We start from the raw sequence: 23,194 nt of genomic DNA, 5'->3' as shown, positions 1-23,194 counted from the left end.
ACCCCAGGCTAGCCGGGTCCACCCTCCCGCGGGCCGGACCTCGCCGCGGCCGCGTCGCGGGTCGCCCGATCGGGAAGATCGGCACCCGCCCGCGCGACGGTCAGCGCCGACGACAGCGCGGCCGTCTCCAGCGCATGGGTCAGCGCTGACTCAGAGAGTCGGCGCAGGTCGGGCCGGCGCTCGGCGCCCAGCAGGTCCATGTCCCACAGCGCATCGATGAGTCCTGCCATGAACGAATCTCCGGCACCCACCGTGTCCACCACGTCGACCGCGGGTGCCGCAACGGTGACGCTGCCGCCGGCGACGAGCCCGAACGCACCCCGCTCGCCCCGCGTCACGACGACGACGGCCGGCCCGAGGTCGAGCCACGTGCGCGCGATCTCCTCGGGGGAGTGTTCCTTGTCGTACCAGGCCAGGTCTTCGTCGCTGACCTTGACGATGTCGCTGCGCTCGATCAGGCGGTCGATGCGGTTGCGCGCAGCGTCGGCGTCGTCGATCAGCGAGGGCCGGACGTTGGGGTCAAAGGTCACCGTCGCCGACGGGTGGTACGTGTCGAGCAGTGCAGCCACCGCCCGACATCCCGGTTCCAGTACCGCAGCAATCGAACCGGTGTGCGCCACCAGCGGTGGGGGCACCTCGGGGATACCGCTCAGCTGCCACTCGATGTCGAATTCGTAGGTGGCTCCGCCGAGCTCGTCCAGGATCGCCCGCGCGGTCGGCGTGCGGGCGGCAGTGCTGCTGCCGGTCACCAGCTCGACGCCGGAGGCGTGCAGGTGCTCGGTGATGCGACGGCCGTGCTGGTCGTCACCGATGTGGGTGAGGAAGTCGACGCCGCGACCGAGCCGGCCCAGCCCGACGGCGACATTCAGCGGGCTCCCGCCGACGTGTTCGCCGGTGATGTCGCCGTCGCGAATCACGATGTCGATCAGCGCTTCGCCGATCACGAGTGCCCGTTGCCCGCTCACTGCGCATCACCGTTGATGAGTGCTTCCAGCGTGGCGCGAGCGCCGACGCGGTGCAGCGACGCCAGCGAATCTCGGTAGGCCTCGGCGAAACGGGGCTGCCGGGCGAGATCGCCGAACAGTGCTGTGTTCTCGATGAACGCGGTGGGGTTGTCACGCTGGGCCTCGGCCAGCGGCGCCAGCGTCTCGGTGCGGTTGTCCTCGACGTCGATCGGCTCGCCCTGCTCGTCGACACCTTCGGCGTAGCGTGCCCAACTGGCGACCACCGCCGCCGAGATCTGCACGCTCCTTTCGGCTTTGAGGTTGTCCTCGATCACCGGGACCAGCCACTGCGGAATCCGGTCCGAGGAGTACGCGCAGAGCCGGGCGATAGTGTCGCGCACCCCCGGGTTGGCGAAACGCTCGATCAGGGTGCGCTGGTAGTCCGCGAGGTCGATACCGGGCACCGGGGCCAGGGTCGGGGTGGCTTCGGCGAAGTAGCGCCGCAGCAGTTCGGCGAACAACGGGTCTGCGGCGGCGTCGTGGACCAGCCGGTAGCCCGCCAGGTAGGCGAAATAGCACAACGTCTGGTGACCGGCGTTGAGCAGGCGCAGCTTCATCAGCTCATAGGGGGTGACGTCGTCGACCAGAAGGACGTCGGCGTCCTCCCACGGCGGCCGGCCATCGGAGAATGCGTCTTCGAGAACCCATGCGGTGAACGGCTCGGCGATCACCGGCCACTGATCATCGACACCGAATTCGCTTGACACCGTGTCGATCACCTCGGGCGTGGTGACCGGCGTGATGCGGTCGACCATCGAGTTGGGGAAGCGGGTGTGTTCGGCCATCCAGTCCGAGAGCCCAGGGTGAGCCGAGTCGGCGTAGGCGGTGAAGGCGCGTCGAGCGACGTCGCCGTTGCCGGCGATGTTGTCGCAGGAGACGATCGTCGGGGAGGCCACGCCGCGCTCGCGTCGGCGTTCCAGGGCAGCGGTGACGAGGCTGAACACATTGACCTCGGGGAGGTCGTCGAGCTGGTAACCGCCCTCGGTGATGGTCAGCGAGATGATGCGGGTGCTCGGCGCGGCGAGCAGCTCGATCACAGCCTCGGGGTCGTCGGGAGCGAACCGGTAGTCGACGATCGATCCGATGACCCGTGCCTCCCGAGTGCCGTCCGGGTGCTCCAACAGCAAGGTGTACAGGCCGTTCTGCGCGTCCAACGCGTCGGCCATCTTGCGGTCGGCGGGCAGCACGCCCACCCCGCAGATGCCCCATCCGTCGGCCAGGCCCGCGTTGAGAAGCTGGTCGACGTAAGCGGCCTGGTGCGCCCGGTGGAAGCCACCCACCCCGAAATGCACGATGGCGATGCCGGTTTGGGCCCGGTCATAGGTCGGGCCCGGAATGCCGAGCCGCGGGAGGGTTTCGTCGTCGAGTTTCATGCCGGCACCGCCACGGTCTCGACGCTACCCGCACGCAGGCTGGGAGCGGCGTCAAAGCGGGTATACGTTCCTGTCATGGACGGCTACCAGCGGGTTCGGCTGAGCAACCCGGACAAGGTGCTGTATCCGGCCACGGGCACCACGAAGGCCGAGGTCTTCGAGTACTACGTCGAGATCGCGGCGGCGATGCTGCCGCACATCGCGGGTCGGCCGGTCACCCGGAAGCGGTGGCCCAACGGCGTTGCGGAGGCGGCGTTCTTCGAAAAGCAGCTGGCCTCCTCGGCGCCGGACTGGCTGGACCGTGGCACCATCGTCCACAAATCGGGCACCACGACGTATCCGATCATCGACACCACCGAGGGCCTGGCCTGGATCGCGCAGCAGGCGTCACTGGAAGTCCATGTGCCGCAATGGCGTTTCGTTCCCGGCGAGCGGAGCGGAACGCAGGAGGTGGGACAGGCCACCCGGATCGTGTTCGATCTCGATCCCGGTGAGGGTGTGCGCATGCGTCAGCTCTGCGAGGTCGCGCACGAGGTCCGAGATCTCATCGCCGACATCGGCCTGCGAACGTTCCCGCTGACCAGCGGTAGCAAGGGATTGCACCTCTACGTTCCGCTCGATGACCCGATCAGCTCGCGCGGCGCGTCGGTGTTGGCCAAACGGGTGGCGGTGCAGCTCGAGCAGGTCATGCCGAAGAAGGTCACGGCAACCATGACGAAGAGCCTGCGCGACGGCAAGGTCTTCCTGGACTGGAGTCAGAACAACGGGAACAAGACCACGATCGCACCGTATTCGCTTCGCGGACGCGAACATCCGACCGTCGCGGCCCCGCGGACCTGGGAGGAGATCGAGGACCCCGATCTGCGACACCTGACGTTCACCGAAGTCCTCGAGCGCTGGGCGCGCGACGGGGATCTGCTCAGCGAGCTCGACGAGCCGCTACCGGTGCCGGATCGGCTGACCACCTACCGTGGCATGCGGGACAGCGCCAAGACACCGGAGCCGGTGCCGGCGCAGGCGCCGCAGGTCGGCAACAACGACAAGTTCGTCATCCAGGAGCACCACGCGCGCCGGCTGCACTACGACTTCCGGCTCGAACGTGATGGCGTTCTGGTCAGTTGGGCGGTACCCAAGAACCTGCCCGACACCCCGTCGGTCAATCACCTCGCGGTGCACACCGAGGACCATCCGATAGAGTACCTGACATTCGCCGGGGAGATACCGAAAGGTGAGTACGGCGGCGGCGAGGTGTACGTGTGGGACACCGGCACGTACGACACCGAGAAGTTCACCGACCACTCGCCCGACGGCCCCGCCAAAGGGGGCGAGGTGATCGTGACCTTGCACGGCGAGAAGATCCGCGGGCGGTACGCGCTCATTCAGACCGACGGCAAGAACTGGCTCGCGCACCGGATGAAGGAGCAGCAGGAGCCGACGTTCGCCGATCTGGCCCCCATGTTGGCGACCGAGGGCTCCATTGCGCGATACACCAAGGCCCAGTGGGCTTTCGAAGGCAAGTGGGACGGCTACCGGGTGCTGGTCGACGCCGACCACGGGTCGCTCAGCGTCCGGTCGCGACGCGGCCGCGACGTCACCGCCGAATACCCGCAATTTCGCGCGCTGGCCGCCGATCTCGCCGAGCACCATGCGATTCTTGACGGCGAAGCGGTGGCCCTCGATGACGCCGGGGTGCCGAGCTTTCGCGAGATGCAGAATCGGAAGCGGTCCACCCGGGTGGAGTTCTGGGCCTTCGACATCCTCTATCTGGACGGCCGGTCGCTGCTGCGGGCCAAGTACTCCGATCGACGGCGCATCCTCGAGGCGCTGGCCGAACAAGGGGGATTGATCGTGCCGGCGCAACTCGACGGCGACGGTCCGGACGCACTGGAGACCGCGCGACGACAGAATTGGGAAGGGGTGGTGGCCAAGAAGCGCGATGCCACCTACCAGCCCGGCCGACGCTCGTCGGCGTGGATCAAGGACAAGCTCTGGCTCACCCAGGAAGTCGTGATCGGCGGGTGGCGCGCGGGAACTGGCGGCCGCACGAGTGGTCTGGGCGCGCTGATGCTCGGTATTCCCGACGAGGATGGTCTGCAGTTCGTGGGCCGGGTCGGAACCGGTTTCACCGAGAAGGAGCTGGCGATGCTGCGGGCGACCCTCGAACCGTTGCACACTTCTGAATCACCCTTTGCGACGGAGCTTCCGACACAGGATGCCAAAGGTGTGACGTTCGTGCGCCCCGAGTTGGTCGGTGAGGTCCGCTACAGCGAGCGCACAGGGGACAACCGGTTGCGTCAGCCGAGCTGGCGTGGGCTGCGCCCCGACAAGGAGCCCGCCGATGTGCGGTGGGAATAGGTCGGTTCAGTTACCGAACGCGTCACTCAGAAACGGCGTGGAATCGACCATCGACGCGAGAACTGTTCCGCTGTGGTCGTCTTCGGGGTAGATCCGCAGGGTGACGTCTTGGTTGTTGGCCACCAGTTGGTCGTAGAACGACAGCGTCGACGACGGGGGAACGTCTCGATCGAGCAGCCCGACGCCCAAGAAGAGGGGACGGTCGAAGCCGGTGGACGGCGTTCCCATGAAGTCCCTCAACGCTTCTTCCATGCCGGGTATCGAGCTCAGTGGTGCGGAGAAGAACGACGCCGGCGTCAGGTGTGACAACCGATCCGACAGCTCGGCGGCGCACAGTGTCTCGGCGAGAGTGGCGGCGTCGGCTCCTGCCGGGCTCAGCACACGGTTGAGGTCCAGGTCGGGTCGCGCCTCACGCAGGGCCGCCACGATGTAGGCGGTGTAGGCGTTGGCAATGGGCGCCAGTTCGGGCAATTCGAGGTGCGGCCCGGCCTGCGCCACCAGCTTGTCGATGTTGGCGGGCGTGCCGGTGGCGACGGCGCCGCGGTAATCCAGGCCGGTGCCGCGGCTGAACTCGGTCGCCCAGCGCGCGCTACTGACTGCGGCGCCACCGCCCTGCGACTGGCCGACGATGCCCCACTTCGGTGAGAGCGGCAGGCTCATGTCATGGGCGGCGACCACCGAGTCCACGACGGCGTGAGCGGTGGTGACGCTGTTGAGGTAGCTCATCAATCCCGGCGTGCCCAGGCCGGCGTAATCGCTGGCGACGACGGCGTATCCCTGATCGAGCCAATGGGACAGGTACTCGTCGTCGCGTGGTGTCCGGGGATGCGCGGAGGGCGTGCAGTCGTCGCCGAGGCCGACAGTGCCATGGGCCCAGGCGATGACCGGGAATCCGCCCTCGGGCGCGGGACCGGGCGGTAGGAACACCGCCCCCGTGCTGACGGCGGGGCGATCGTGTTGGTCGGTGGTCGAGTACAGCACGCGGTAGGCAGGACCGGCGCCGGAGAGTGACAGCGCGGGGTCCAGCGGGACAGAGGCGATGGTCGTTCCGGCGGGCGGGATGGGGCCGGCGAATGACGTCGCATCCAAGCCCGACCAGGCGGGTGCCTCGGCGTTGGCCGGTGACACCGCAGTGGTTACCAACGCAGCTGTGAGCAGTACCGCCAGGACGATTCGTTGCTTCCACCGCATCGGGGCAGCCAACCACAGGTCTGCCGAAGTGCTGACGGCCGGACCGCTCAGAGATGTCGGTGGTCGAATGTATGTTCGAACTATGTCGGAGGTGCAGCAGGCGGTCGCGGGGTTACGCGCCGCTGTCGATGCTGTGCTGGCCTGCAGCCTCGATCGGTCCACTGCTGCCGAGGTGGTGGAGCTGCTCGACGAGCTCGAAAGCGCGGGGTGCCGGCTTCCGGCGGCCCAGCATCGGGCGTTGGCTCGACTGCAGGTGGAGACGTCTGCGGTGCAGATGGGGGCGAAGAATTGGAAGGACGTGCTGGCGATCCGTTACCGGATCAGTGGTTCGGAGGCGAACCGCCGGTTGAGTGAGGCGGCGCAGTTGGCGCCGCGGCAGTCGATGGCGGGAGCGCCGCTGCCGCCGGTGTTGGAGGCGACCGCAGCCGCCCAGGCCGAGGGGCGGATTACCCCCGAACATGTGGAGGTGATCCGTAAAGCGGTCAAGAAACTTCCCGCGTTCGTCGACGCCACGACCGCTGAGCAGTTCGAGGCTGAGGTGGTGCGTATCGCCGGTGGTGCCGGCCCGAAGGCCACCGACGATGCCGCGGAACTGGAGTTGTTCCTGCTCGATCAGGACGGGCCCGAACCCGACGACGCCGAACGCGTCCGGAAACGATCGCTCACGAAATCTCGGCAACGTTGCGACGGGATGACGCAGTGGCGGGCCGACCTCACGCCGGAGGCGGCGGCGGTGTGGGAGGCGATCTTCGCCAAATACGCCGCGCCGGGTATGTGCAACCCCGACGATGACGAACCCTGTATTTCCGGGACGCCGACGCAGGCGCAGATCGACAAGGATCACCGCAGCCTGGCCCAACGCCAGCACGACGCGCTGGTCGCGGTGGGGCGGATCGTCCTGATGAGCGGCGAGTTGGGTCAATTGAATGGGTTACCGGTGACGGTGATCGTGCGTACCACCCTGCAGGACTTGGAATCGCGGGCCGGCATCGGCGTCACCGGTGGTGGCACTCGGTTGCCCATCAAGGACGTGATCCGCATGGGCGCACACGCCAGCCACTACCTGGCGGTATTCGACCGCGCCACCGGCTCCGCACTGGACCGTTCTGCACCCGCAGAGTGGCCTCTGCCGCGCAAATAATCATGTTGATCGCCCGTGAGGGCGGCTGCACCAAACCGGGCTGCCCCGTCGGCGCGTATGGCTGCCAGGTCCACCACGTCACCCAGGACTGGGCCGACGGTGGACACACGAACATTGACGACCTCGGCTTGGCCTGCCCACCGGACAACCGCAGCGTCAAAGACGGCGGCTGGACCACGTCGATGAACGCCCGCCACGACGTCGAATGGGCCCCACCACCGAACCTCGACACCGGCCAAACCCGGATCAACACCCACCACACCCCCGAACGCTTGCTGCGTCCACCCGACGAGGAGGAGGCCACTCGGGATTCGGCCGACCCGTCAGAACCCGGCGGACCCGCACCACCCGACAACGAAGCCGCCTGACAGGCGGGCGTTAGATCGCAACCCCCGCAGCGATGGCCTCGGTCATGCCGCGGGTCGCGAGAACGTCGGCAAGTTCGTTGTCGTCGACTCCGGAGTGGCCCTTCACCCAGAACCACTCGACTTCGTGCCGCGCACAAGCCTTTTGGAGGCGTTGCCACAGATCGACGTTCTTCACGGGTTGCTTGGCGGCGGTCAGCCATCCGTTGCGCTCCCAACCGAGCACCCACTTGGTGATGCCGTTGCGCACGTAGGTGCTGTCGGTGAAGAGGTGCACCGACACCGGCCGGGTCAGGGCCTCCAGTGCCATGATCGGCGCCGTCAACTCCATGCGGTTGTTGCTCGTCACCCCGGACTCGCCGCCGCACATCTCGCGGACGTGCTGGCGCTGCCGCAGCACCGCTCCCCAGCCACCCGGCCCGGGGTTGGGGCGGCAGCCCCCGTCGGTGTGGATCACCACGACATCGTCTCGGGTGTCGTCATGCATGCGCAGAGGATAGGCAATCGGGTGAGCCGCACGCAGGGTGACTCGCCGCGTCACCGGCGAGTCGTCGTCCCGGCGCGCGACCGGATGGCGGGCGCGATCCAATCGTCCAGGTACTCGCGCAGGCCGTCGCCCCGGCGTCCCGGCCCGCCTGGGTCGACGATGAACGACTGGAGTGTCCGCAGCATGAACTCCGCCAGCCCGTCGAGCTTGTCGCCGCCGAAACCAGCTGCTGCCCAATCGATGTCGAACCTTTCCAGGATCGAGCGGCCGAACCCGATCGCCATGTCCGACGTCACGCCCGCAGTGAATGCGGACGCCTTCCCCGGTTCGACGACGAGACGCAGATAGCGATCCTGCGACAGCTGCTCGAGGGTGTAGACGATGCCTTCGACGACAGCTTGCGTCGGATCGTGGATGGCGCCGAGTTGGTCGGCAAGCCGGTCGAGGAAGCCGCCGATCGACGACAGCGCTGTCGCGGCGAGCAGCGCCTCCTGGGTAGGGAAATAGCGGTAGACGGTCTGCCGTGTCACGCCCAGTGACTGCGCAATCGTGGACACGGTGGCGGGCTGCCCGCCGTCGATGACCCGCCGGGCGGCCCCGAGGATGCGCTCGGCGGCCTCCTCGTCGGACCGTGGGATGTCACCCGACCATCCGTGCCTGCGCATACAGCGATCGTCGCACGCCACGCGGACGGATCTTGACAATACATTCGTGCGCATATGTATGGTCAGTGTCATGGTGCTCACCCATGGCGTCCCTGCCCCCTGCGATGACGAAGTGTTGACCGAGAGGGCGCTCACGCACTCGCTCGCCGGCACCACCGATATGGCCGACCGCAAGCTGAGGGTGCCGCTGCACTACTACCGCGACCCGAAGATCACCGAGATCGAAGAGTCGCAGATCCTGCGGCGGGTCCCACTCGCGATCGTGCCGTCGGCCCAACTGCCGAACGCCAACGACTACGTGGTCCGCTCAGTGCTCGGTGATTCGCTGCTGATCACCCGTGACCGCACCGGCGCCAGCCGCGTCCTGCTCAACTACTGCCGACATCGAGGTGCGATGCCGGCGTGCGGATCCGGCAACGCATCGCGATTCGTCTGCCCGTATCACGCATGGACCTACAAGAACACCGGCGAACTGTTCATGGTGCCCGGGCGCGCCGGCTTCGACTCGATGAACCTGAGCGACTACGGCCTGGTCGAGCTGCCGTCCGAGGAACGGTACGGGTTCATCTGGGCGGTGCTGTCGGCCGATGCGACGATCGACCTGGACGCTCACCTCGGGGCGGTGGCATCGGATCTCGAGCGGTGGGACTACGCCTCGTACGGCTACCACACAGAACGCGAATTCACCTCGGACGTCTCGTGGAAGGGCGCGCTCGAGGCCTTCGCCGAGGGTTACCACTTCCCGTTCGTGCACGGCCAGAGCGTGATCGGCCAGAACACGTTGGCCAACACCGCGATCTACGACGAATACGGCCGACATCACCGCATCGGTTTCCCGTTCACCTGGATCCGCAATCTCGATACCGATCCCTCGGCGCCGCGCGACCCGTCGACGAACATGGGCGTCATCTACTGGATCTATCCGAACCTCATTCTCGCCAACAGCCCTGTGGGAGTGGAGATCATCGACATCCTGCCTGCCGGCGAGCCGACCCGCTGCACGGTGCGGCACAGCTGGATGGCGCGCATCCCCGCGCAGAACGACGACATGCGCGCGACCTACGACACCGTCTACGACAGTGTGCACGCCGCGGTGCGCGACGAGGACTTCGCGATGCTGCCGCAGTGTGGCGAGGGCGTACGCCGCGGCCAGCACGACCACATGATCATCGGCCGCAACGAGATCGCCGTTCAGCACATGATCAAGGTCTTCGCCGACGAACTCGGCATCGCCTTGTCGTGAACCCTGATCACGCGCGCGGCGGACGCGCCGACATCAGCGCCGTGCGCACCGACAGGCCCAGCTCCTGATGGCGCAGCGTGGTGATCGACCGGCCAGGCTGCACCGCGGCCTTGATCGGCGCAGTGCGATCGCCGAAGAAACGGGCCGACTGCTCGATGTCGGCGACGACGTACGTGATGCCCCACAGCGTCGACGGGCCAGGACCCGACGTCGCGGGTGAGCCGACCACTTCGACGACCGTCTCGCCGAATCGGTAGAAGATCTGCCGGATCGGCCGGTCGCCCAGCGTCGCGTCGCGTTCTCGGCGCGGCTGCATGCCGAGGTCGCCGAGCGCGCTGACGGTCCGATCGAGATCGGGTGACATCAGTACGACGTGATCGATGGCGATGACGCCGTTGCGGTGAGCCGCCGGCGATGGCGCTGCGGTGTCGGACCGTCCGGTCGGGATCCCGTCCACGTCGGCACCGACGCCCTGAGGGAGGCCGCCCAGCGACCACCCGACGATGCCGAATCCGCCGTCACGGCCGGCCAATTCGACCCCGACTCCGCCGATCCGGCAGATCGCGTCGTCGCCCACCGTGAAGCCTGCCTCCGCCCAGGCGGACGGCGGGTCGGCCACCACGAGCGTGTCGATGCGGAGCGTCATGACCGCTCAGTGTGGCAGATCAGGGTGTGTCGGATCAGCGCGCGAAGTCGGCGGGCCGGAACTTCCCGTCACTCAACTTGCTCTCGATCTCCTCGAGACTGCGACCGGTGAGATCGGGCATGCGGAAGTACACGAACAGCCACGCCGCCACGTTGAACAACCCGTAGAGCCACATCGCCGGCCCCACCCCGATGCCACTGATCAACGTCAGCAGTGTCAGCGTGATGAGCAGATTCGTTCCCCACAGCGCCGCCGACTGCACCGCCGTCCCCGCGGGCCGCACCGCCAGCGGGTAGGTCTCCGAGCCTGTCAGCCAGCCCATGAGTTGCAGACCGCCGGCATTGAACAGCATGAAGACGACCAGACAGGCGATGATGAACGGCACCGAATCCCGGCCGCTGTTGCCGGTCACGAACAGGGTTCCGAGTACGAACAGGCTCACCGCGGCACCCGGGATCATGATCAGCGTGAGCCGGCGCCTGCCGACCTTGTCGATGATCGACAACCCGACCAACTGCGCGACCAGATAGCTGACCCCCAATGCGACGGACACTTCGAGCGCCACCGATTCCGAGAAGCCGTTGTCGGTCAGGATCGTCGGCGAGTAGTAGATGATCATCTCGATGCCGCTGAGCTGAGTGAATATCGCTATGCCGCAACCGAGGACGAGAGCCGGACGCACCCACGCCTCGCGCAGACCCGGCCACCCCCTGGTCTTCGCGGTCTGCTCCTTGCGGGTCAGCTCCGCCATCTCCGCCAACTCGCCGTCGACGTCGTAGCCGGACGGGCGGACCCGTTCGAGAACATCCCGGGCATCGTCGCCGCGATCGTTCTTCACCAGCCAGCGCGGGCTCTCGGGTAGGCGCAGCAACAGCACGAGCATGATCGCGGCGGGGACGGCCGCAGCCCCGATCGACCATCGCCACGGAATGTGTTCGGTAGCACCGACGATCGTCGCGATCACGATTCCGACGCCGATCGCGATCTGGAAGCAGAGCACCAGCCGGCCCCGATATTTCGGCGGAGCCAGCTCGGCGACGTACATCGGTGCGGTCTGTGTCGCGCCACCGACTGCGAACCCGAGGACCAGCCGGCCCAGGGAGAGCACGAACGGATTCGGCGCGACCGCGCACCAGAGCGCACCGACGACGAACACGACGGCCAGCATCAGCAGGGTGCCCTTGCGGCCCCGCTTCTCGGACAGGTAGCTGCAGGTCAAAGCGCCGATGACAGCGCCGAGCAGAATGCTCGCGGCGATCACCTGCTTCCACGACTCCTCGATGCCGAAGTCCTTGGTGATCTGCAGAAGTGCGCCGGAGATGATGCCGGTGTCGTAGCCGTAGAGCATGCCCGACACCGCCGAGACGAGCGCGACGATGATCGCCGCACCCGTCAACTGTCCCAGGGCAGTGGACCTGTCGTTGTCCGCCGCGGCGGTCTCATGCGAACTCATCCGCGTGCTCCTGATGCTCGACCCTGCGCTGCAGCGACGACTGTCGCTGCAGCGCAGGCGATGTGATGGCTACTTGTCGTCGTCTTTGTCGGACTTGTCGTCCTTCTCCGACTTGTCGTCGTCGTCGGACGTGTCCGACTTGTCGGAGTCCTTGTCGTCGCCGTCCTTGTCGTCGCGGCCCTTGTCGTCGCCGTCCTTGTCGCCGTCCTTGTCGTCGTCAGAATCCGATGACGAGGACGCCACGAGTTCCAGGACCGCCCAGTGACTGGGCGACAGCAATACCGACCACTTGTCTTTCTCGCGGCCCAGTTTCAGAACACCGTCGTCGAGCTCCCAGACGGTGTCGTCGTCGTGCGTGGATTCCTGCCCGTCCGAGTACGTGAGTTTGAAAGCCATGCCGGTGTGTGCCCCAACCTCGGCAGTGTTAATCCCGTCACACCGGAGGAAGTGGACGCGCGGCGTGTCAGCGCGGTGCGTGACCGAGGAACGTGTGGACGATGTTGCGCTGCCACCCCGAGACCGTCTCGCTGCGGACATCGACGAAACCGTTGCGCTGCAAGCGCTCTTGGAATGCCGTCGCACCGTCGAAGTCGTTGACGCTGGTGCGCAGGTAGCGGTAGAGCCCGGCGTCCCCGGAACGGATCTTGCCGCTGGGGATGATGATGGCCGCGCAGACGAGGTTCCACGTCACGCGGGCGACCGCCGAATCGCGCACCGAGTACTCGTGCGCGGCGAACACGCCGCCCGGCGTCAACAGCCCGCGCAGTGTCTGCAACACCGGATCCGGGTCCGACAGGTTGCGCACGAGGTAGGCGGCGAGGATGCCGTCGAACGGTCCGGCGACCCCGGCGTCGGCGAGACCCTCGGCGCGGCTGTGCACGAACCTCACCGAATCCGGCCACTGCTTGGCCCGGGCTTGTGCGAGCATCCCGGCCGACCCGTCGACGCCGATGATCTCCGCGTGGGGCGCCGCCTCCAGCAGCGCGGCGGTGGAGGCGCCTGTACCGCAGCCGATGTCGAGCAGCCGCAGCCCGCGGCCCTCATCGGGGAGCTGCATGCGCTGCGCCGACAGCCGGAGGTGGTCGTGATAGCCGGGGTTCGCGCTGACCAGTCCGTCGTAGGCGTCGGCGCCGGCATCGAAGGCGTCGGGGACGTCGTAGGCGCCGCGTGTCATCGACCGAACTCTACCCACGTGCCGTCACAGCTTCGCGATGACGTTCTCGGCGAACATCTCCAGATTGCGGATCTTCGTGTCGAGGGGCTCGGTGTCCGGACCGGTGATGTACGGAATCCGGAATCCGACGATCACGTCGGTGATGCCCTTGTCCTCGAGCCGCTTCACGCCGTCGAGGGTGTACGCGTCGATCGAGATGACGTGGATCTGGTAGTCGCCGTTGCCGGCGCTGCCCTCCTCCTCTCGGAAGCGGGCGAGTTTCGCCAGCAGCGCGTCGAGCTCCTCCGGGTCGCCGCCGCCGTGCATCCAGCCGTCGTTGCGGGCCGCCCGGCGCAGGGCCGCGTCGGCGTGCCCACCGATCAGGATCGGCACGGGGCGGGACGGTGCGGGGGTCATCTTCGTCTTCGGGACGTCGTAGAACTCCCCGTGGAACTCGAAGTACTCACCGGAGGTCAGACCGCGGATGATCTCGATGCACTCGTCCATCCGCTTGCCGCGCCGCGCGAACGGCACACCCAACAACTCGTAGTCCTCGGCCCACGGGCTGGTTCCCACGCCGAGGCCCAACCGGTTGTCGAACAGGGCAGCCAGCGATCCCGCCTGCTTGGCGACCAGCGCCGGCGGCCGGATCGGAAGCTTGAGCACGAAGTGGTTGAAGTGCAGCGTGGTCGTCACCGCGCACAGGGCGGCGGTGAGCACGAACGACTCGATGAAGGCCTTCCCCTCGAGGAATTCGCGGCTCCTGTCGGGGGTGTAGGGATACGTCGAATCCGATTCGAACGGATAGGCGATGCTGTCGGGGATCGTCATCGCGTGATAGCCCGCCGCCTCGGCGGCCTTGGCCAGCGGGATGTAGAACGTCGGGTCGGTCATCGCTTCTGCAAAGGTGAACCGCACATCGCCTCCTGGTCGTCGCTGACCGAATACTAGAACGTGTTCTAGATCCTGCGGGGCGAGACGGTCTTACGGGATGAAGACGTCGACGCCGGGCGGCCCCGCAGGGGATGATGGCGACCGTGACGTCGTTTCTGCTGCGGGCCGCGCTCACCGGGGTGGCGCTGTGGGTGGTGACCTTGGTCGTCCCGGGGATCGCGTTCGTCGGCGGCGATTCGACCGCGGGGCGCATCGGCATCATCTTCGTCGTGGCCGTCATCTTCGGGCTGGTCAACGCCGTCATCAAACCGATCGTGCAGATCATCTCGATCCCGCTCTACATCCTCACCCTCGGGCTGATCCACATCGTGATCAATGCGCTGATGCTGTGGATCACGTCGTCGATCACCGAGCACACCACCCACTGGGGTCTGTTCATCGACGACTTCTGGTGGACCGCCATCTGGGCGGCGATCGTGCTGTCGATCGTGAGCTGGGCGCTGTCGCTGATCGTCAGGGCAGACTGAACAGATGCCCGAACTGCCCGAGATCGAAGCCCTCGCCGATCATCTGCGCCGGCATGCGGTCGGGCAGATCGTGCGACGCGTCGACGTCGCCGCGCTGTCGGTGCTCAAGACGTTCGATCCGCCGCTGTCCGCGCTGCACGGCCAGGAGGTGACCGGCGCGAACCGCTGGGGCAAGTACCTCGGATTGCAGGCGGGCGACCTGCATCTGATCACGCATCTCTCTCGGGCGGGGTGGTTGCGCTGGTCGGACAAGCTGGGTGCCGCGCCGTTGAAGCCGGGTAAGGGGCCCATCGCGCTGCGGGTGCATCTGGGGGAGGAGGGCCTCGGCTTCGACCTGACCGAGGCTGGCACGCAGAAGCGGTTGGCGGTGTGGCTGACCACGGACCCGATGACCGTGCCGCAGATCGCATCGCTGGGACCCGACGCGTTGGCGCTGACCGTCGACGGATTGGCCGACGTGCTGCGGGGCAATTCCGGGCGCATCAAGACCGTGATCACCGACCAGAAGGTGATCGCCGGGATCGGCAACGCCTACAGCGACGAGATCCTCCACGTCGCCAAGCTGTCGCCGTTCGCGACGGCGAACAAGCTGACCGAGGCGCAGCTCGCCGCGCTGCACGACGCGATGATCTCGGTGCTCACCGATGCCGTGACGCGCTCGGTCGGGCAGCAGGCCGCCACGCTCAAGGGGGAGAAGCGGTCCGGGTTGCGGGTGCACGCGAGGACCGGCATGCCGTGCCCGGTCTGTGGCGACACCGTGCGCGAGGTGTCGTTCGCCGACAAGTCGTTCCAGTACTGCCCCACCTGCCAGACCGGGGGCAAGGTGCTCGCCGACCGGCGGATGTCGCGCCTGCTGAAATAGCGTCCGTCGATTTCGGCGCAGTTGTCTAACTCGGTTATCCTGCCGCAATGACTCGGCAGAAGATCCTGATCACCGGTGCGAGCTCGGGGCTGGGCGCCGGTATGGCCCGCCAGTTCGCCGCCAAGGGCCGCGACCTCGCGCTGTGCGCGCGCCGGCTGGACAACCTCGACGAGCTCCGGGCCGAGATCACCACCCGCTATCCCGGGGTCAAGGTCGCCGTCGCAGCGCTGGACGTCAACGACCACGACCAGGTGCCCAAGGTGTTCGCCGAACTCTCCTCTGAACTCGGCGGCATCGACTGCGTGATCGTCAACGCCGGCATCGGCAAGGGCTATCCGCTCGGCGGGGGCAAGATGTGGGCCAACAAGGCCACCATCGAGACCAATCTCGTTGCCGCACTCGTGCAGATCGAGACCGCGATGGAGATGTTCAAGGCGGCGGGCAAGGGTCACCTCGTTCTCGTCTCGTCCGTCCTGGGCAATGTCGGAGTTCCCGGTCACAAGGCGGCGTACGCAGCCAGTAAGGCCGGCGTGACATCACTCGGGGAGTCTCTGCGCGCGGAGTATCCGTCGGGACCCATCAAGATCACCGTGCTCGAGCCCGGCTACATCGAATCGGAGATGACCGCCAAGTCGAACACGACGATGCTGATGGTGGACAACGAAACCGGCGTCAAGGCGATGGTCGACGCGATCGAGAAGGAAAAGGGTCGGGCCGTCGTCCCCGGCTGGCCGTGGTGGCCGCTCGTCGAGGTGATGAAGCTGTTGCCGCCGAAGTACACGAAACGTTTCGCCTGACATTCTTGACAGATCGTTGGGTTTTCCTAACGATGGGTTGCATGAGTCCGGTACGACGTGGGGATGTCCGCCCCATTCACAACCGTCTGGCCGTGTTGCGCGCCGAGCGGAAAATGACACGGGCCGAGCTCGCCGCACTGATCGAGGTCAATCCGCAGACCATCGGTGCGCTGGAGCGGGGCGACCACTATCCGAGCCTCGACCTGGCATTCCGAATCTGCGAGATCTTCGATCTGCCTGTTGAAGCGGTGTTCTCCCGCGAACCTTTCGGCCCGTTGTCGACCGAGCTCTACCGAAAAGACGGACGATCCATAGGAGGCACTCGTGTCTGACGCCACCCTGCTCGACCGCTACCAAAACTACCGCACTCGGCGATTCGCCAAACACGAACGCACATACGCTGATTCGTTGCCGACGTGGCGAACCCGGCGACGTCGTCGCCTTCTAGTTCGTGGGTTGGCCGCCACCTTCGTGTTCATGTTCGTGGTGAGTCTGTTGTGCGCCTTCGGCCTACAGTGGGCGCCACTGCTGTGGCTGCCGGCATGCCTGGCCTTTTTCCCGATGTGGGTGACGCTGCAGATCGTGTCCGGCCGGCAGGGCGACGCACCCGACGCCGCTCTGGACGAGTACGAGCTGGCCCAGCGCAACAACGCCCGATCGATCGGCCTGACCATCACGCAGAACCTGATGCTCATCCCGATCGGCTACCTGATCTTCGGTTCGGTGATCACCCGCGGCGCCGACACGGACATGGCCTACGCCGGCGGACTGATGGCTCTGACGATGTTGTTGATCGGTGGCTGCTCCCCGGCGATGATTCTCGGCTGGACGCGGCCCGACCCTGACGCCTGAGGCCCGCTGCTCACAGGCCGGGATGCTTTCATGTATCGATGCCCTACATCGACCGGCGCAGCATGATGGTGATGACGGGGGTCGGCCTGCTCGGCGCGGCACTCCCGACCGGCACCGCCCGGGCCACGCCCTGGTCCGGACCCCCTCCCGCAGCACCCCCGCCGACCGGAAAGTATCTGTTCGAGGACCACTTCGACGGGCCCGCCGGCTCGGCGCCCGACCGGTCGAAGTGGGAGATCGCGACCGCGCGCGAATCCATGGAGGACCCGACGTACTGGGAGCTGCCCGGCAACGTCGGCCAGTACCGGGACGACCGCCGCAACGTCTACCTCGACGGCAAGTCCAACCTGGTGTTCCACGCCGCCAAGGACGGTGACACCTACTACAGCGGCAAGATCTTCGGCACCTTCCGCGGCGGCATCGGCCACAACTGGGAAGCCCGCATCAAGCTGAACTGCCTGACCCCCGGCTGCTGGCCGGCGTGGTACCTCGCCAACAACAACCCCGTCAACGGTGGCGAGGTCGACATCATGGAGTGGTACGGCAACGGCCACTGGGCCCCTGGCACCGCCGTGCACGCCAAGCTCAACGGCGGCGAACACGTCAGCCAGACGATCAGTGTGGACAGCGCCTGGCACACCTGGCGGGTGCAGTGGGACGACGCCGGCATGCGGTTCTGGCGGGACTACACCGATGGCGCCGCACCATATTTCGACGTGCCGGCACATGCGCTGCCCGACTGGCAGTTCAACGAGCCGGGTTATCAGCTGTTCCCGATCCTCGACCTGGCCGTCGCGGGCTCTGGCGGCGGCGACCCCAGCGGCGGCACCTATCCGGCCGAGATGCTGATCGACTACGTCCGCGTCTGGTGAGCGATTTCGGCGTGGTTGTCGTCGCTCAGCGACGACAACCACGCCGAAGTCACGCTGGGCGGCCGCGCTCCGCTCGGTAGCGCCGCACCAGCGCGTCTGTCGACGAATCCGACTGCGGCGCAGGCGATTCATCGTCTGTCAGCACGGGCAGCAGGGCCTTGGCCTGAGTCTTGCCCAGCTCCACACCCCACTGGTCGAACGAGTCGATGCCCCACACCACGCCCTCGGTGAACACCTGGTGCTCGTAGAGCGCGACCAGCTGGCCCACGATCGACGGGGTCAGCTTTGTACCCAGGATCGAGGTGCTCGGCCGATTGCCCGGCATCACCTTGTGCGGCACCACATTCGGCGCCGTGCCCTCGTCCGCGATCTCCTCGGCGGTCTTGCCGAACGCCAGCACCTGGGTCTGGGCGAAGAAGTTGCTCATCAGCAGGTCGTGCATGCTGCCGGTGCCATCGGCGGTGGGCAGGTCGTCGGTGGGCTCGCTGAACCCGATGAAGTCCGCGGGAATCAGTCGGGTGCCCTGGTGGATCAACTGATAGAAGGCGTGCTGACCATTGGTGCCGGGCTCGCCCCAGAAGATCTCGCCCGTGCTCGTCGTCACCGGGGTGCCGTCTGCTTGCACCGACTTGCCGTTCGATTCCATCGTCAGCTGCTGCAGATACGCGGCGAACCGGGACAGGTCATTCGAATACGGCAGCACCGCACGGGTTTCCGCGCCGAAGAAGTTGTTGTACCAGAGCCCGATCAGTCCGAGGAGCACCGGCGCGTTGGCCTCCAGCGGGGCGGTGCGGAAATGCTCGTCGACGAGGTGGAAGCCGGCCAGGAACTCGGCGAACCGCTCCTTGCCGATCGCGGCCATCACACTCAACCCGATGGCGCTGTCGACCGAGTACCGGCCGCCCACCCAGTCCCAGAAGCCGAACATGTTGGCGGTGTCGATGCCGAACTCGTCGACCAGTTTCGCGTTCGTCGACACCGCGACGAAGTGCTTGCTCACCGCATCATCGCCCAGGGCCTCGGTCAGCCAGCGTCGTGCGGCCGTCGCGTTGGTCAGCGTCTCCAGTGTCGAGAACGTCTTCGACGCGACGATGAAAAGTGTTGCGGCCGGGTCCAGTCCGTCGAGCTTGGCGACGAGGTCGGCCGGATCGACATTCGACACGAAGCGTGCCGTGATGCCTGCGTCGACGTAGTGGCGCAACGCCTGGTACACCATCACCGGCCCCAGGTCGGAGCCGCCGATGCCGATGTTGACCACCGTCGTGATGCGCTCACCTGTCGCGCCGCGCCACTCGCCGCTGCGCAGCCGATCGGTGAACTCACCCATCCGGTCGAGCACCTCGTGCACGTCGGCCACCACGTCCTGGCCGTCGACGCTCAACTCGGCGTCGCGCGGCAGTCGCAGCGCGGTGTGCAGAACGGCGCGGTCTTCGGAGGTGTTGATGTGCTCGCCGGAGAACATGGCGTCGCGCCGCTCGGGCAAACCGGCGGTGCGCGCCAGATCGAGCAGCAGGCTCAACGTTTCGCGGGTCACGCGGTGCTTGCTGTAGTCGATGTAGAGGTCGCCGACCGTCAGCGTCAGCTCCGTACCCCGGTCGGGATCCTCGGCGAACAGCTGACGCAGATCAGCCCCGCGGATCTGGTCGTGATGCCGGGACAGTGCCTGCCATGCCGGTGTGGCCGTGATGTCGGAAGAGCCCATGAAAAGAACCCTAGTGCGGTCGACTTGACCGAGGGTAAATGATGGGGCCATGGATTCTGCGTCTGTTTCCGCCCTGCTTGCCTCCGTCCCCACCGGTCTGTGGATCGGCGGTGAGGAGCGGGAGGGTTCGTCGACGTTCGACGTGCTCGATCCGAGCGACGACAAGGTGATCACGAAGGTGGCCGACGCCACCCCCGACGATGCGCGTGCCGCCCTCGACGCCGCCTGTGCGGTGCAGGGTGAGTGGGCAGCGACGGCGCCACGCAAGCGTGGCGAGATCCTGCGGTCGGTGTTCGAGACCATCACCGAACGCGCTGACGACATCGCGGCGTTGATGACGCTCGAGATGGGCAAGGTGGTCGCCGAGAGCAAAGGCGAGGTCACCTACGGCGCGGAGTTCTTCCGCTGGTTCGCCGAGGAAGCGGTCCGTATCGACGGTCGCTACACCGCGAGTCCCGCTGGTACCGGCCGCATCCTGGTGACCAAGCAGGCCGTCGGTCCGTGCTATGCAATCACGCCGTGGAACTTCCCGCTGGCCATGGGGACTCGAAAGATGGGGCCCGCCTTTGCTGCCGGCTGCACGATGATCGTCAAGCCGGCGCAGGAGACGCCGCTGACGATGCTGTTGCTCGCCAAGCTGATGGACGAGGCCGGACTGCCCAAGGGTGTGCTGTCGATCCTGCCCACCAGCAACCCGGGCGGAGTGACCGAGGCGCTGATCAACGACGGCCGGCTGCGCAAGCTGACGTTCACCGGCTCGACCGGCGTCGGCAAGGCACTGGTCAAGCAATCCGCGGACAAGCTGCTGCGCACGTCGATGGAGTTGGGCGGCAACGCGCCGTTCATCGTGTTCGACGACGCGGACGTCGACGCCGCGGTCGACGGGGCGATATTGGCCAAGATGCGCAACGGTGGCGAGGCCTGCACGGCGGCCAACCGCTTCCACGTGGCCAACGCGGTGCGTGAGGAGTTCACCGAGAAGCTGGTCAAGCGGATGAGCGAGTTCACCCTCGGTAAGGGACTCGACTCGTCGTCGACGCTGGGGCCGTTGATCAATGCCAAGCAGGTCGCCACCGTCACCGAACTGGTCTCCGACGCGGTGTCCCGCGGCGCGACCGTCGCCGTCGGCGGCGTCGCACCGGGCGGCCCCGGAAACTTCTACCCCGCCACGGTGCTGACCGACGTGCCCGCCGACGCGCGCATCCTCAAGGAGGAGGTGTTCGGTCCCGTCGCACCCATCACCGGTTTCGACACCGAGGACGAGGGCGTGGCCGCGGCCAACAACACCGAGTACGGGCTGGCCGCCTACGTGTACACCCAGTCGCTGGACCGCGCCCTGCGGGTGGCCGAGGGCATCGAGTCCGGCATGGTCGGCGTCAACCGCGGTGTGATCTCCGACGCTGCCGCGCCGTTCGGCGGGGTCAAGGAATCCGGGTTCGGCCGCGAGGGCGGCAGCGAGGGCATCGAGGAGTATCTCGACACGAAATACATTGCCCTGACGAAGTAGCGCGCGCCTTCCGGAATCGGCGCCCCGACCTCCCTAGGCTTCCTTGTTCGAAGGCAAGGAGGGCCACACGAGTTGACTGCCGTGAGCGCGGCGCCGATCCGGGTTGGCCCACGCCGCTATGTCGGTTCGGGCCAGGGGATTCCGGCGCTGGACGGGATGCGGGCCATCGCGGTCGGGCTGGTGCTCGCCGATCACGGAGGCGTGCCGGGATTGCCGGGGGGATTCCTCGGCGTCGACGTGTTCTTCGTGCTCAGTGGATTCCTGATCACCTCGCTGTTGATCGAGGAGACCAGTCGGACGGGGCGGATCGGCCTGCGCGGCTTCTGGGTGCGCCGCGCGCGACGGCTTCTTCCCGCGCTCGTAGTGATGGTGCTGGCCGTGGTGGCCGCCCGCGACCTGTTCGCCCCCGAATCGGTCGCCGGTCTGCGCGAGGAGGCCGTCGCTGCGCTGTTCTGGATGTCGAACTGGATGTTCGTCGCCCAGCACACCGACTACTTCTCGACAGGCGCCCCGCCGTCACCGCTGCAGCACACGTGGTCACTCGGCGTCGAGGAGCAGTACTACCTGCTGTGGCCGCTGCTGATCGCCGGCATCGTCGCGGCGCTGGGTGCCCTGGCCTACCGCCGCGGTGTGCCGGTCAGCGCATCGATGATCCGCACCGCCGTGTTCGTGCTTGCCGCGCTCGGCGTGCTCGGCTCGGCGGTCGCATCGGTCGCGCTGGCGACCGACGACTCGCTGCACCGGGTGTATTTCGGCACCGACACCCGCATGCAGGCTCTGCTCGTCGGCGCTGCCGCAGCGGCACTGGTGGTGCGGGACTGGCGCGGGATGACCGCCGGCCTGGTGACGCTGCGCTCCCACTGGGCCCGCTGGCTGGCCTGGCTGCTCCCGATCGTCGGGCTCCTGATCCTGGCCACCGCGGCGCATCTGGCGGTCGGGACGGCGGCCGAGTTCCGCGGCGGCCTGCTGATCGTCGTCGCCGTGGCGGCCGTGCTGGTGATCGCTCCGGTCGCGCTGGACCAGACCAGTCCGGCCGCGCGCATGCTCTCGATGGGGCCTCTGGTCGGACTGGGTGCCATCTCCTATGGCGTCTACCTGTGGCACTGGCCGATCTTCCTGCTGCTCAACGGCGAACGGACCGGGTCGGAGGGCTGGAAGCTGTTCGCGCTGCGCTGCGCTGCGACGATCGCGGTCGCGGCGGTCTCCTGGTGGCTGATCGAGCAGCCGATCCGCGATTGGCGGCCGACGTTCGTGCCGATGCTGCGGTTGTCCGCGGCGACGGCTGCGACAGCAGCGGTCGTGGCGATGACCGTGCTTCCGTCCGGGGTGACGTTCCCCAGGCCGGGCGCCGGTCCGCTGATCGACTCGGCCGCACTCGTCGCACCGGAGATTCCCGTCGCGGTCACCACACCGGTACGTCAGCGCGCGCCGGGGGACGTGCGGGTCGCGGTCTTCGGCGATTCGATCGCATGGACGATCATGCGGTACCTGCCCGACACCCCTGGCGTCGACTTCGCCGACTTCACCACCATCGGCTGCGGAATCGCACGTGGCGGGCCGTACGAGTACGTGGGTCAGGAACTGCCGCAGAAGCCCGAATGCGACTCGTGGCCGGCGCGGTGGGCACAGCGCATCGGGTACGAGAAGCCCGATGTGGTTTTGCTGATGGTCGGCCGGTGGGAGGTCGTCGACCGGATGAACGAGGGCCGGTGGACGCACATCGGCGAGCCCGCCTATGACGCCTATCTGCGCGGTGAGCTCACCCGGGCGCTCGACATCCTGGGCTCGACAGGGGCCCGCATCGTCGTCACGACCGAGCCGTACAACCGTCGGGCCGAGAAAGCCGACGGCAGCCTCTATCCCGAGGACCAGCCCAAGCGCGTCAACGCGTGGAACAGCCTGTTGCGCAGCGTCGCCGAGGCCCGCCGCAATGTCACCGTGCTGGATCTGAACGACAAGCTCAGCCCCAACGGCTACTACCAGGCCAAGGTCAACGGGATGGTCGTGCGTGCCGACGGCGTGCACCCCACACCGGAGGCGGTGCAGTGGCTCACGCCCTGGCTGATGGACGCCGTCACGCGTCGGTGACTTCGGCGTGCCTGTCG

General features: G+C 67.1%; 21 protein-coding genes and 2 pseudogenes. 12 read left to right on the top strand and 11 right to left on the bottom strand.

What is annotated here, in order from left to right:
* Positions 1-8: 8 nt before the first annotated feature.
* Both DMB80_RS18935 and DMB80_RS18930 read right to left on the bottom strand, forming a co-directional pair.
* The gene (locus tag DMB80_RS18935; RefSeq protein WP_240431267.1) at positions 9-965 is read right to left on the bottom strand and encodes a carbohydrate kinase family protein; all 957 of its coding nucleotides are present in this window, start codon (positions 963-965) and stop codon (positions 9-11) included.
* Positions 962-2,377, bottom strand: a complete 1,416-nt coding sequence (locus DMB80_RS18930) for a mannitol dehydrogenase family protein (RefSeq protein ID WP_111511269.1) — start codon at positions 2,375-2,377, stop codon at positions 962-964. The genes DMB80_RS18935 and DMB80_RS18930 overlap by 4 nt, the downstream gene beginning before the upstream one ends.
* Before the next feature lie 75 nt (positions 2,378-2,452).
* On the opposite strand from DMB80_RS18930, the gene DMB80_RS18925 reads away from it, so the two are divergent.
* Positions 2,453-4,732 (top strand): ATP-dependent DNA ligase, encoded by a 2,280-nt coding sequence (locus DMB80_RS18925; RefSeq protein WP_111511268.1) that lies wholly within the window; start codon positions 2,453-2,455, stop codon positions 4,730-4,732.
* 6 nt (positions 4,733-4,738) lie between these two features.
* On the opposite strand, the gene DMB80_RS18920 is transcribed toward DMB80_RS18925, so the two are convergent.
* Positions 4,739-5,923 carry an alpha/beta hydrolase family protein gene (locus DMB80_RS18920; RefSeq protein WP_111511267.1) on the bottom strand — a complete coding sequence of 395 codons (1,185 nt, stop codon included), beginning with the start codon at positions 5,921-5,923 and terminating at the stop codon, positions 4,739-4,741.
* 67 nt (positions 5,924-5,990) lie between these two features.
* Between DMB80_RS18920 and DMB80_RS18915 the strand changes: the two are divergent.
* Positions 5,991-7,432: pseudogene (locus DMB80_RS18915) on the top strand (HNH endonuclease signature motif containing protein).
* A gap of 10 nt (positions 7,433-7,442) precedes the next feature.
* Here DMB80_RS18915 and rnhA read toward each other — a convergent pair.
* Both rnhA and DMB80_RS18905 read right to left on the bottom strand, forming a co-directional pair.
* The gene (rnhA, locus tag DMB80_RS18910) at positions 7,443-7,916 is read right to left on the bottom strand and encodes a ribonuclease HI (RefSeq protein ID WP_111511295.1); all 474 of its coding nucleotides are present in this window, start codon (positions 7,914-7,916) and stop codon (positions 7,443-7,445) included.
* Positions 7,917-7,966: 50 nt separating this feature from the next.
* Positions 7,967-8,581, bottom strand: a complete 615-nt coding sequence (locus DMB80_RS18905) for a TetR/AcrR family transcriptional regulator (protein WP_111511266.1) — start codon at positions 8,579-8,581, stop codon at positions 7,967-7,969.
* Between the two features lie 70 nt (positions 8,582-8,651).
* On the opposite strand from DMB80_RS18905, the gene DMB80_RS18900 reads away from it, so the two are divergent.
* A complete protein-coding gene (locus DMB80_RS18900) occupies positions 8,652-9,824 on the top strand; it encodes an aromatic ring-hydroxylating oxygenase subunit alpha (protein ID WP_111511294.1) in 1,173 nt (390 codons plus the stop codon).
* A gap of 7 nt (positions 9,825-9,831) precedes the next feature.
* Here DMB80_RS18900 and DMB80_RS18895 read toward each other — a convergent pair whose 3' ends face one another.
* The 5 genes from DMB80_RS18895 to DMB80_RS18875 form a co-directional block, all read right to left on the bottom strand.
* Positions 9,832-10,470: a VOC family protein gene (locus DMB80_RS18895; RefSeq protein WP_111511265.1), complete on the bottom strand. Its 639-nt coding sequence runs from the start codon at positions 10,468-10,470 to the stop codon at positions 9,832-9,834.
* 34 nt (positions 10,471-10,504) lie between these two features.
* Complete coding sequence (locus tag DMB80_RS18890) at positions 10,505-11,923, bottom strand: sugar porter family MFS transporter (protein WP_111511264.1); 1,419 nt, start codon at positions 11,921-11,923, stop codon at positions 10,505-10,507.
* A 69-nt stretch (positions 11,924-11,992) separates the two neighbouring features.
* Positions 11,993-12,319, bottom strand: a complete 327-nt coding sequence (locus DMB80_RS18885; RefSeq protein ID WP_111511263.1) for a hypothetical protein — start codon at positions 12,317-12,319, stop codon at positions 11,993-11,995.
* A 67-nt stretch (positions 12,320-12,386) separates the two neighbouring features.
* Complete coding sequence (locus DMB80_RS18880; protein ID WP_111511262.1) at positions 12,387-13,097, bottom strand: class I SAM-dependent DNA methyltransferase; 711 nt, start codon at positions 13,095-13,097, stop codon at positions 12,387-12,389.
* A 24-nt stretch (positions 13,098-13,121) separates the two neighbouring features.
* A complete protein-coding gene (locus DMB80_RS18875; RefSeq protein ID WP_111511261.1) occupies positions 13,122-13,994 on the bottom strand; it encodes an LLM class flavin-dependent oxidoreductase in 873 nt (290 codons plus the stop codon).
* 119 nt (positions 13,995-14,113) lie between these two features.
* On the opposite strand from DMB80_RS18875, the gene DMB80_RS18870 reads away from it, so the two are divergent.
* The 7 genes and pseudogenes from DMB80_RS18870 (at position 14,114) to DMB80_RS18845 (ending at position 17,880) form a co-directional block, all read left to right on the top strand.
* Entirely contained in the window at positions 14,114-14,497 is a 384-nt protein-coding gene (locus DMB80_RS18870) for a phage holin family protein (RefSeq protein WP_046364482.1), read from the top strand.
* Positions 14,498-14,501: 4 nt separating this feature from the next.
* Positions 14,502-14,744, top strand: a pseudogene (locus DMB80_RS28660) (DNA-formamidopyrimidine glycosylase family protein); the annotation flags it as partial.
* A 141-nt stretch (positions 14,745-14,885) separates the two neighbouring features.
* A complete protein-coding gene (locus DMB80_RS28655) occupies positions 14,886-15,359 on the top strand; it encodes a zinc finger domain-containing protein (protein WP_240431269.1) in 474 nt (157 codons plus the stop codon).
* A 47-nt stretch (positions 15,360-15,406) separates the two neighbouring features.
* Positions 15,407-16,156: an SDR family oxidoreductase gene (locus tag DMB80_RS18860; protein WP_111511260.1), complete on the top strand. Its 750-nt coding sequence runs from the start codon at positions 15,407-15,409 to the stop codon at positions 16,154-16,156.
* 41 nt (positions 16,157-16,197) lie between these two features.
* Positions 16,198-16,488, top strand: a complete 291-nt coding sequence (locus DMB80_RS18855) for a helix-turn-helix transcriptional regulator (protein WP_111511259.1) — start codon at positions 16,198-16,200, stop codon at positions 16,486-16,488.
* The gene (locus DMB80_RS18850; protein ID WP_111511258.1) at positions 16,481-17,008 is read left to right on the top strand and encodes a hypothetical protein; all 528 of its coding nucleotides are present in this window, start codon (positions 16,481-16,483) and stop codon (positions 17,006-17,008) included. The genes DMB80_RS18855 and DMB80_RS18850 overlap by 8 nt, the downstream gene beginning before the upstream one ends.
* A gap of 38 nt (positions 17,009-17,046) precedes the next feature.
* On the top strand, positions 17,047-17,880 hold the full coding sequence (locus DMB80_RS18845) for a glycoside hydrolase family 16 protein (RefSeq protein ID WP_162938611.1): 834 nt from the start codon (positions 17,047-17,049) through the stop codon (positions 17,878-17,880).
* A gap of 49 nt (positions 17,881-17,929) precedes the next feature.
* Here the strand turns inward: DMB80_RS18845 and pgi are convergent, their stop codons facing one another.
* Positions 17,930-19,582, bottom strand: coding sequence for a glucose-6-phosphate isomerase (gene pgi / locus DMB80_RS18840; protein WP_111511257.1), 1,653 nt, complete (start codon positions 19,580-19,582; stop codon positions 17,930-17,932).
* A gap of 49 nt (positions 19,583-19,631) precedes the next feature.
* On the opposite strand from pgi, the gene DMB80_RS18835 reads away from it, so the two are divergent.
* Both DMB80_RS18835 and DMB80_RS18830 read left to right on the top strand, forming a co-directional pair.
* Entirely contained in the window at positions 19,632-21,089 is a 1,458-nt protein-coding gene (locus tag DMB80_RS18835; protein ID WP_111511256.1) for an NAD-dependent succinate-semialdehyde dehydrogenase, read from the top strand.
* Between the two features lie 72 nt (positions 21,090-21,161).
* The gene (locus DMB80_RS18830; protein WP_240431266.1) at positions 21,162-23,177 is read left to right on the top strand and encodes an SGNH/GDSL hydrolase family protein; all 2,016 of its coding nucleotides are present in this window, start codon (positions 21,162-21,164) and stop codon (positions 23,175-23,177) included.
* The last annotated feature ends 17 nt before the right edge of the window (positions 23,178-23,194 follow it).

The organism is Mycobacterium kyogaense (genome assembly GCF_003254575.1).
GTDB classification, from domain to species: domain Bacteria; phylum Actinomycetota; class Actinomycetes; order Mycobacteriales; family Mycobacteriaceae; genus Mycobacterium; species Mycobacterium kyogaense.
This window is presented reverse-complemented; position numbering and strand designations above follow the sequence as displayed.

Coding starts and splice junctions, on each gene's coding strand:
- DMB80_RS18880 (WP_111511262.1), bottom strand. CDS start 13,097: ATGACACGCGGCGCCTACGACGTCCCCGACGCCTTCGATGCCGGCGCC.
- DMB80_RS18890 (WP_111511264.1), bottom strand. CDS start 11,923: ATGAGTTCGCATGAGACCGCCGCGGCGGACAACGACAGGTCCACTGCC.
- pgi (WP_111511257.1), bottom strand. CDS start 19,582: ATGGGCTCTTCCGACATCACGGCCACACCGGCATGGCAGGCACTGTCC.
- DMB80_RS18920 (WP_111511267.1), bottom strand. CDS start 5,923: ATGCGGTGGAAGCAACGAATCGTCCTGGCGGTACTGCTCACAGCTGCG.
- DMB80_RS18900 (WP_111511294.1), top strand. CDS start 8,652: ATGGTGCTCACCCATGGCGTCCCTGCCCCCTGCGATGACGAAGTGTTG.
- DMB80_RS18855 (WP_111511259.1), top strand. CDS start 16,198: ATGAGTCCGGTACGACGTGGGGATGTCCGCCCCATTCACAACCGTCTG.
- DMB80_RS18885 (WP_111511263.1), bottom strand. CDS start 12,319: ATGGCTTTCAAACTCACGTACTCGGACGGGCAGGAATCCACGCACGAC.
- DMB80_RS18895 (WP_111511265.1), bottom strand. CDS start 10,470: ATGACGCTCCGCATCGACACGCTCGTGGTGGCCGACCCGCCGTCCGCC.
- DMB80_RS28655 (WP_240431269.1), top strand. CDS start 14,886: ATGACCGTGCCGCAGATCGCATCGCTGGGACCCGACGCGTTGGCGCTG.
- DMB80_RS18930 (WP_111511269.1), bottom strand. CDS start 2,377: ATGAAACTCGACGACGAAACCCTCCCGCGGCTCGGCATTCCGGGCCCG.
- rnhA (WP_111511295.1), bottom strand. CDS start 7,916: ATGCATGACGACACCCGAGACGATGTCGTGGTGATCCACACCGACGGG.
- DMB80_RS18860 (WP_111511260.1), top strand. CDS start 15,407: ATGACTCGGCAGAAGATCCTGATCACCGGTGCGAGCTCGGGGCTGGGC.
- DMB80_RS18905 (WP_111511266.1), bottom strand. CDS start 8,581: ATGCGCAGGCACGGATGGTCGGGTGACATCCCACGGTCCGACGAGGAG.
- DMB80_RS18845 (WP_162938611.1), top strand. CDS start 17,047: ATGCCCTACATCGACCGGCGCAGCATGATGGTGATGACGGGGGTCGGC.
- DMB80_RS18835 (WP_111511256.1), top strand. CDS start 19,632: ATGGATTCTGCGTCTGTTTCCGCCCTGCTTGCCTCCGTCCCCACCGGT.
- DMB80_RS18925 (WP_111511268.1), top strand. CDS start 2,453: ATGGACGGCTACCAGCGGGTTCGGCTGAGCAACCCGGACAAGGTGCTG.